This window comes from Streptomyces sp. NPDC060031, from assembly GCF_042736805.1.
GTDB lineage: Bacteria > Actinomycetota > Actinomycetes > Streptomycetales > Streptomycetaceae > Streptomyces.
Map to the genome: position 1 here is coordinate 75,292 of NZ_JBHWVM010000030.1, position 8,302 is coordinate 83,593.

Sequence of the window (8,302 nt, forward strand, 5' to 3'; positions counted from 1 at the left end):
GGCCCCGGCCCGGCCGTCGGACGTCAGGAAGACAGCGAGATCCGGGCCGCCGACATGCCGAAGCCGGAGCCCCACACGCCCGTGGACAGCCCGTCGCCCAGCCGGTGCAGATCCTCCTCGCGGTAACGGCGGCACTTCTCGTGCCAGTTGAGGATCCCGGAGAGCCAGTCCTGCAACTCGCCCACGTACGCGTCGAGTCCGGCCCGCGCCTCGCGGTCCAGCTTCCAGTCGTCGTAGAGCAGCGGCAACTGGGTGGCGACGATGTGCTGGAACTCCTCCAGGCGCTGGGTCATCAGGGAGTGGCAGATGTGCAGCGCCTGCGGATATCCGATGTCGAAGAAGTTGCGGGTGACGAGAACGTAGTTGTGCACCTCGCCCTCGACCTCCACCTCCTTCTGGTAGGAGAAGACGTCGTTGATCAGGCAGGCGGCGTCGGCGGCCGCGTTCTCCAGGGAGCGGATGGTGCCGGAGGCGTAGATCTCGTCCGGGATGCCCCGGCCCGCCTGGCCGAGCCGGCACAGGTACATCGTGAGGTGCGAGCCGAAGGTGTGGCGGCGCATCTCGGCGTAGTCCACCGGGTCCGGGATGCGGCCCCGGATCTGGTTCTCCATCTCCCACACCCAGCTCTGCAGCATGTTCACGAGCGTGGCCCGGAACTCGGCCCGGACGGCCGGGGTCATGTCCCGGCTGGTGCGCACCCACAGGTCGGCGAGCGAACGTTCCATCGCCGTGACCGGTACGGGCTGTTCGGCGTGGTCCACCGGGATCATCGAGACCAGCCGCGCGGTGGTCGCCTTGGCGGCGTGCAGGTTCTTGGCCTGGGCGAAGACCACCGGGTAGTAGTCGTCCCCGTACGTTCCCCAGGTCAGCCAGCACGCGTTGAGCAGCAGCGCCTCGGCGGTGGCATCGGGGTCGATGCCCGCGGAGCAGAGTGCGAAGTCGTAGCCCCGCAGCTTCTGCTCGTTCCAGATCGCGGAGCCGGGGTCGCCGGGCTGCGGGTCGAGCAGGCCCATCCGGCGGGACCAGTCGATCGAGCCCTCGCGGGCGGATTCGAGGTGCGGGCTGAGCGAGAGCGTGAACGGCATGTGGATGTCGGGGATGACGGACGGGCCGGTGTGCTCGAACGGGACGTGGGTGTAGGACCGCCGGCGCAGGTCCATGGCGCGGGGGGCGAGGAGGGAGCGGAGGTCCAGGGCGGTGGTGCCGAGCCCGGACGGCAGGAAGGGCAGCGAGAGCGGCGCGGTGGCGCGGGCCTCCTTGTTCATGTAGCGGCTGGAGACCATGTGCCATTCGTGGCCGCCGGACTGCCAGTCCTGCAGGCCCTTGGCGTAGGCGAGGACGGCGGCGATCTCCGCCGGGTTCATCGCGTGGTCGGCGAAGAGATGGGGGAGTTCACCGAGGGCGGTCTGCTCGAACTGCTGGAGGCGGGAGGTGAGCAGATCGTTGGAGGCGTCGGCGGCCTCCTGGGTGGTGCAGCCGAGGAAAGTCTCCAACACCAGGATGGCGTTGGACAGTTCGCCCTCGTCGGCGACCTCGCGCTGGTAGGAGAAGATGTCGTTCCTGATGTGCACGGCGTCGGAGAAGGCGTCGCGCAGTACGCGGAGCGGGCGCGAGTGCGCGACGCGCGCCGGGACTTCGGCGGACACGTACTCGATGAGGCCGGCCGACCAGGGGGCGCCGCCCACCTTGCGGCGCATCTCGATGTACTCCAGGGGGTTGGCCACCCGCCCGATGTTGATGTTGGCGAGCTCCCACATCGACTCGTTGAGGAGGTTCTTCGTGGACTCGGAGAACCGTTCCCTCCAGTCCATCGACATCGCCGGCACGGTCCGCGCCCACAGGTCGGCGAGTCCGGCCTCGACGGGGTTGGTGGCCTCGGGGAATCCGCCGGCCAGGTCCATCGGCATGAAGGCGGCGAGCCTGTCCAGGTAGGCCTTGGCGCCGTCGCGGTCCTGGGAGCGTTTGTACATCTCCAGGAAGTGGTCGTCGAAGAAGAACACCCACACGTACCAGTCGGTGACCAGGGACAGCGCCTCGCTGTCGCAGTCGGGGTGGGTGTACGAGCACAGCAGGGCGTAGTCGTGCGAGTCGAGGTCGCTCTCCTCCCAGACGCCGGAACCCTTCAGCATCCCGAAGTCGCGCGCCCACTGCTTGCTGTGGACCCGCGCGTCCTCGAGGTGGGGGTTCAGTCGCGCCGGATAAGGTACATAGAAATCCGGCAGTTGGAACGGCTGCGTCACGGCGGGGTCGGCCTTTCGTCTGTCTGTCTCGCTGGAGGGCGGAGGGCCGTGACAACGGCCCCCCGGCACGAGATCAGCAGTGCCCTACCCCTGGCGCCCTGGGGATATGGGGGAGTTCACCGCTTCAGGTGACGCGGGCGCGGTTTCCCGGCGCGCGGGGCCGGCGGGGGATATGCGTCAGTCGGCACAGACGGCCGTGTGGCCGGCCAGCACCGCTCGGGTCCCCGCGAAGACCGCCCGGGCCGTCGCCCCGGGGCCCTGGGACAGCAGGGCGTCGGACATCACCTCGGCCGAGACGGTGGTCTTCACGCCGTGCTCGGCCAAGAGCGTCAGCAGGTCCTCAGCGGCCCGGGTGCGGCTGCCCGGAACGAGGCGGCGGTGCAGGGACTCCTGCCGCATGTCGGCCAGCGGATCGGGGCCCACGTCGCACAGCTGGACCGTGAAGATCCGCCCGGGCGGCACGGCCGCGAGGTCGGCGGCCGAGGTCGCACCGCGCACCCAGTGCCAGACGTCCAGCACCAGCCCGGCGTTGGGCCGCGCGGTCCGGCGTACCAGCTCCCAGGCGGTGGGCAGGTCGGGGACCGCGCCGAACGGCATGTACTCCAGCGCGATCCGCAGCTCGCCGGCCCGCTCGCACAGCGCCGCGAAACCGTCGGCCATGACCTCCATGGGCGTCGGCTCGAACAGGCCGGAATTGATGTGGTCGGCCCCGAAGGCCCGGGCGATGTGGAAGGCGGTCTCCTCCTTCGGCGAGGGTATTTCCGCGCCGCCGACCGGAGCCCAGTCGCTGAGGAATTCCACCTCGCTGAGGGCGATCCCGTGTTCGTCGAGAATCGCCTGCATGGCGCTGTCGTCGAGACCGGTGCGGCGGGCTTCCCGATAGGCCTCGACACTGAGGCCGACGGCCTGGAAACCCGCCGAGGCGGCCGCCTGGATCCGTTCCCGGAAAGGGGCCTCGCCCAGGGTCAGTGAACTGATCGTCAGTGGACGGATAACGACAGCTCCCCTCTTCGGTGCCTTCGTTTCAACGCCTAGGATTCGACGGTCTTGCGCCGGTCGAAGTCGGGGTAGAACGTCCGCAGCAGGCGGAATGTCTCGGAGAAGTCGAGCTGGCCCGGGGCGGAACTGCTCCCGATGAAGGAGTAGGTGATCGGGGAGCCGAGAGCGGGGAAGAAGACCCGCGAGACGGCGCCGACCGGGCCCATGGCGATGACGATCAGCCGGGTCTCGGCGCCCGCCTTCAGCAGGAGGGAGGCGAGACGCTTCACATCGCTGTCGGAGGTCACCATCGTGGAGACCTTGACCACGTCGGCGCCGGCGTTCTTCGCTTCGGCGATGACGGTTTCGAGTTCCTCGGTCCCCGGCGTGAACGCGAAGTTGTGGTACGAGACGATCGCCAGGGTGTCGTTCTCGTGGGCGGCGGAAATGACGTCAGCCAGAATTCCGCGGGACGACAGCTCGATGTCCACCGCCTGGACCTCGGGGGCGACGGCGCGGAACAGGCCGAGGCGCTCCTCTTCCGTGCCGCTCCACTCGCCGCCTTCGTGGGTGGAGCGCAGCGTGGCCAGGATCGGCATGGACTTGAACGTGCGCACCTGCTGGAGGACGTGGTCCGGGTCGGTGCGCGAGAACCTGTCGACGCGCAGTTCGGCCACGTCGACGCCGGCGGTCTTCGCCTCGTGCGCGAGCCGCTCGGAGTCGTCGTCCCCGAAGCTCACGGCGACGAGAGGAATCCCGGCGTCTAGCAGGTCCCGCATGGTGTTCATTTTCCCGTCACAGCCTTTGCAATTCGAATTTAAATCCGCCCCCTTCGGCGACCTGGATGGCAGCGCCGATGAGGGAGGAGTCGGGAGCGGTCACCGCACGTTGGATGACATCACTTCCGAATGTTTCCCTGCACAGGGTTTCTGGGAAACCATTCATGAATGTGCGGAGGTAATCATTCGATCGGGCGATCAGTCCGGGTACTTGCGAGATACCTGATCCGACGCGAACCGTGGCGAACGGGGAGGAGTATACAAGGTTTGCGCAGGCCCGCGCAATATATCTCGCCTGGAGGTCCCATGCATCGTGATGCGCGGGAAGCTCGTCCGCGGGCACCTGCCAACGGCCGAAAATTGCCCGCCCGGAGGCGAGTCCCTGGAAACAACTCCCGTGAAATCGGCAGCTGCCTTGATATGTGTCGTCGGTTTCCCGCGGCAGCTGGATGTGGCCGAGCTGCGGGGGATCGTCCCGGGTCCCGGGATCGGAGGCGGCGGCTCCCGGGGGCGGGCAAAAGGCTCCGCCGATCCCCGTTCCGATCGAGAGATAGACGAAACCGGCCGATGCGGGGGTCTGATGGCGCGATTCCGCCGATACGGCGGCGGCGACGTCGAAGTCGAAGTGCACGGGCACCCGGAATCGCCGGGACAGTAGCGCGGGCAGGTTCACGTCGGACCACTGGGGTTCGGAACTTCCGACGATCGCACCGAACTCCTCGCGCCGCAGATCTGTCTCCAGCGGGCCGAAGACGGAAAGTCCGATGCCGGTGACGCGGTGGCGCGCGAAGAGCCGGGCAATATGGGATTCCAAGGCTGCCAGGGTGTCCGTGGCCGTCGTGACGGCAATGCGGTGCCGCTCGACTTCCCGCAGCGACCCGGTGAAGACGCCGATGAGGAATTTGGTCTTCCCGGCGTCGACCGCGATGAGAACGCTGTTCTCCGGCATTACGGCTGGGGCTCTTCGTGAACGAGGACCTGGCCCGGTTGCCGGCTCCAGTTCTCGAAGAGCTCGAAGAGGTGCTCGGTCCGGGAGCTGCGGCCGTAGTAGCGGTATTCAAGTGATTTGTCGGCCAGCCGCCCCGTGCGCAGATCCCAGGAAGGGAAGGTGACGAGCAGATGGGAGCGGCCTATCGCGAGACCCAGCAGAAAGGGAAAGGAGGGATAGCGCCAGATCTCCAGCCCGGACTTTCCCCGGCACAGCGCCTTGAGGCGCTCCACCGTCTCGGCTTCCTCGCGCTCCCAGTGGGCCGGGAATTGCGAGCTGTCGGCCAGCGAGAAATCGATCGACCGCATCGTGATGTTCAGTCTGTTCGGGTTCTGCTGTACGAGGTCCCTGAGCAGCGCGGTCGTGAACGTACCGCCGGTGAAGGCGAGGATCTCGATGTCGATCACCCGCTGTGACGGCTCCTTGGCGACGATCTCGCGGATGAAATCGACGGTGCCGCTCACGTCGTCCGGGAATTTGATGCCGGCCTCGGTCGCGCCGATGCCGTTCTGGATCACCCGGGTCAGGCGGTCCTCATCGCGTTGGCGAATGGGGCGGAGCACGACGAAGAGGACGGGGAACACCACGAGCGCGGTGATGATGTTGGGGAGGCAGGCCCTGATGAAATCGACGACCGCGTCCGCCTTTTCCGGCGGCGGAAGCAGGAAATAGATGACGGTGAGGGCGACCAGGGTGACGACGGCGAGCACCAGTTTGAGCCATTCGACCGCCGTCTCGTTCTCATCCTCCTGCTGCCCCCGCATTGCCCGCCCCATTCAGAAGATCCCCCCGTGTCGGCAACCGCAACAATAGCCAGGCGCACGGTAGTTGGCTACGGCGGGATGTCCCAGGTGGCAGCCCTGGCGGGAGGGCGGGCCGATGTCCCGGCGCGCGAGGGCCGGGGTGTCGGAGCGCGGGATGTTTGTCCGATTGTTCTATGTTTGCCCCATCAGTACATTTCGACGTTCCGGGAGGACATCATGGCGATCGATCTGGACAAGGTGTTGGACAAGGCCTGGGCCGACAAGCCGCTCGTGGAGGTGCTCGGCGCGCCCGTGGCCGCGCTCAAGGGAGTCACCGACAAGGACGGTGCGCTCTTGCAGGAGGCGTTCGGGGTGAAGACCGTCGCCGACCTCGGGAAGCTGAAGTACGTGCGCTGGGCGCAGGCGCTGGTGGCGCTGGAGCACAGCGTCAAGTAGCCCGTGGCGGCCGACGGCGCCCGACCCGAGGTGCGATGGGCCGGGCGCCGGTGGCAACGGCAGCCGTGAGTGCAGGGCCTCGGCGCCTCAGTCCTGGGCAGCCAGCTCCTGCACGGCCTGCAGGCTCGGGGCCTGCCGGAGGGAGCCGGGGACGATGTGGCTGGCCTTCGCCGGGTCCGAGTCCCTGACCATCTCCGCGAGCGCCGCCGTCGGGGCGATGCCCCGGAGCTTGGCCTCGTGGAGCCGGGAGACCCACATGACGCCGAGGTTGAACGCGGCGTCGCCGCCGGCCGGGCGGACCTTCCAGCCCGCCGCGTCGTCCTCGTCGTTGGCCCAGACGTAACCGATGACATTGCCCTGCCGGTCCGCCGCGGCCACGTACTGGACCGGCCGGTCCGTGGCCTTCGCGTACCGCGGCGGGCTCGCCGTCTCCCTGAGCTGGAGGTCCTCGGTGGTCCGGGGCTGGGGAGTCGGGCGCGTTTCCCCGCTCATGATGGTGCCTTTCGTTTGCTAGAACCGGGGCAGGACTTCTCCGTAGACCTGCACCTGTCCATTCTCCATGAACACCCGGGTCACCCGGTACGTCGTACCGCGCCCGAGCAGCAGCTCGCGCTCGCCCTGGCCGAACTTTCCGACGTTCTCGACCCACAGGGCCGGAGTCCCCTTGGGGACCCGGAGGTGGAGGATGGCCTCCTTGCCCGCGAAGGCGGACACCGGGTGGTTGCCGAGCGACGTGGACATGTAGGCCGGGTCCCCGTACTCCTTGCCCAGCATGTCGAGCGGATCGTCGAGCTTGAGGTGGCTGATCCCGGTACCGCGGACCACCATCACGTCCTCCGGCACGGGGTGGCCGGCGAGCGCCGAGTCCACCTCGTCGATGTTGTGCTGGACGTACGAGCTCCACTTGGCGGAGTCGCCTCGCAGGTACCCGTTCATCTCGTTGTACGTGGCCCAGCCGTCCGCGTGCGGGGCGGGGTGGCTGTAGTTGGGCTCGTCGGTGTAGTCCCAGACCGCCTTCTGGCGGGCCGGCGGCATGTCGTCCGCGTAGTGGTTCCAGTACGCCTGGCCGTACGAGATCGCGTCGGTGTCCCGTGCGAAGGGCACCGTGTTGTCGGTGAGCTCGGCGAGCGCGACCTGGTGACGCTGGGCGTTCGTGAGTCCGGCCCAGTCGTCGACCGACACGTGCGGGGTGTACTTGAAGGGTTCCCCCGCGTCCCCGGTGCCCGGACGGTCCGTGCCGTGGTGGCCGGCGCCCGTGCCCGCGTCGTCGGCGCCGTGCAGCGGGTCGCCCGCGCCGCCGTGCGGAGTCGGCGGGTCCACGTGCCCGCCGTGGTCGGCGTGCGCGGCGTCGTCACCGGCGTGGGCCGCGTCGTCGGCGTGCGAGACGGCGTCGTCCGCGTGGCCGGGGCCGTACGGGCCGTCCGGCGTGTGCGGGGCGGTACCGGGCAGGTCGTGCCCCGCGCCGGACGGCAGGTGCTCGCCGGGCAGGTGACTGCCCGGGCCGGCCGGTACGTGGCTCCCCGGGCCGGTCGGGACGTGGCTGCCCGCGCCGGTCGGGACCGGGTCGAAGGCGGCGGGCGCGGGGCCGAAGGATCCCGCCGGGGTCGGGTGGGCGACGCCGGTCGGCACCGAGTCGGCGACGTGCGCCGCGCCCGGCAGGCCGTCGCCGATGTGGGCGCCGGCCATGACGGGCTGCTGGATGGTCCACGACTTGGGCAGCTGGGTCCCGGGGACCATCTCGTGCGGAGCCGGTACGTGGCTGCCCGCGCCGGCCGGAACCGGGTCGAAGGCGGCGGGCGCGGGGCCGAAGGATCCCGCCGGGGTGGGGTGGGCGACGCCGGTCGGCACCGAGTCGGGCACGTGAGCGGCACCCGGCAGCGTCCAGGACTTCGGCAGCTCGGTGCCGGGGACCATCTCGTGCGGGATCGGGGTCGTCTCTGCGATGCCGGTCGGGGCGAACAGATTGCCGTTGGGGTCCAGAACGCGGCCGTCGGGCAGCTGCACCGAGCCTTCGGGGAAGGACGGCAGGTCGATCTTGCCGATGCCCTTGAAGCCGGCCATGACGTCGCCGATCTTGGAGATGCCGGCGCCGGCGCCCTTGAAGACGTACGTCATCGG

At 68.9% G+C, this 8,302-nt stretch carries 8 protein-coding genes; 1 reads left to right on the forward strand and 7 read right to left on the reverse strand.

Annotated elements, in window-relative coordinates:
- Positions 1-23: 23 nt before the first annotated feature.
- The 5 genes from ACFWB8_RS16215 to ACFWB8_RS16235 all read right to left on the reverse strand — a co-directional run bounded on the left by ACFWB8_RS16215 (position 24) and on the right by ACFWB8_RS16235 (position 5,749).
- Positions 24-2,240, reverse strand: coding sequence for a germacradienol/geosmin synthase (locus ACFWB8_RS16215; protein ID WP_385226464.1), 2,217 nt, complete (start codon positions 2,238-2,240; stop codon positions 24-26).
- Between the two features lie 177 nt (positions 2,241-2,417).
- Complete coding sequence (locus ACFWB8_RS16220; protein WP_385226480.1) at positions 2,418-3,332, reverse strand: sugar phosphate isomerase/epimerase family protein; 915 nt, start codon at positions 3,330-3,332, stop codon at positions 2,418-2,420.
- Positions 3,272-3,997, reverse strand: a complete 726-nt coding sequence (gene aroD / locus ACFWB8_RS16225; RefSeq protein WP_385226466.1) for a type I 3-dehydroquinate dehydratase — start codon at positions 3,995-3,997, stop codon at positions 3,272-3,274. The genes ACFWB8_RS16220 and aroD overlap by 61 nt, the downstream gene beginning before the upstream one ends.
- 16 nt (positions 3,998-4,013) lie before the next feature.
- The gene (locus ACFWB8_RS16230; protein WP_385226468.1) at positions 4,014-4,946 is read right to left on the reverse strand and encodes an ROK family protein; all 933 of its coding nucleotides are present in this window, start codon (positions 4,944-4,946) and stop codon (positions 4,014-4,016) included.
- Complete coding sequence (locus ACFWB8_RS16235) at positions 4,946-5,749, reverse strand: hypothetical protein (RefSeq protein WP_385226470.1); 804 nt, start codon at positions 5,747-5,749, stop codon at positions 4,946-4,948. Before ACFWB8_RS16235 ends, ACFWB8_RS16230 begins: the two co-directional genes overlap by 1 nt.
- Positions 5,750-5,962: 213 nt before the next feature.
- On the opposite strand from ACFWB8_RS16235, the gene ACFWB8_RS16240 reads away from it, so the two are divergent.
- Positions 5,963-6,184: a hypothetical protein gene (locus tag ACFWB8_RS16240; protein ID WP_385226482.1), complete on the forward strand. Its 222-nt coding sequence runs from the start codon at positions 5,963-5,965 to the stop codon at positions 6,182-6,184.
- Positions 6,185-6,271: 87 nt separating this feature from the next.
- On the opposite strand, the gene ACFWB8_RS16245 is transcribed toward ACFWB8_RS16240, so the two are convergent.
- Both ACFWB8_RS16245 and ACFWB8_RS16250 read right to left on the reverse strand, forming a co-directional pair.
- Positions 6,272-6,676: a hypothetical protein gene (locus ACFWB8_RS16245; RefSeq protein WP_385226472.1), complete on the reverse strand. Its 405-nt coding sequence runs from the start codon at positions 6,674-6,676 to the stop codon at positions 6,272-6,274.
- A gap of 18 nt (positions 6,677-6,694) precedes the next feature.
- Positions 6,695-8,302, reverse strand: a 1,608-nt coding sequence (locus ACFWB8_RS16250) for an ADP-ribosyltransferase (RefSeq protein WP_385226474.1), incomplete at its 5' end; no start/stop codon positions are given.

Excerpts from the sequence above, each read along its gene's own strand:
- ACFWB8_RS16245 (WP_385226472.1), bottom strand. The coding sequence starts at position 6,676 with ATGAGCGGGGAAACGCGCCCGACTCCCCAGCCCCGGACCACCGAGGAC.
- ACFWB8_RS16235 (WP_385226470.1), bottom strand. The coding sequence starts at position 5,749 with ATGCGGGGGCAGCAGGAGGATGAGAACGAGACGGCGGTCGAATGGCTC.
- ACFWB8_RS16230 (WP_385226468.1), bottom strand. The coding sequence starts at position 4,946 with ATGCCGGAGAACAGCGTTCTCATCGCGGTCGACGCCGGGAAGACCAAA.
- aroD (WP_385226466.1), bottom strand. The coding sequence starts at position 3,997 with ATGCGGGACCTGCTAGACGCCGGGATTCCTCTCGTCGCCGTGAGCTTC.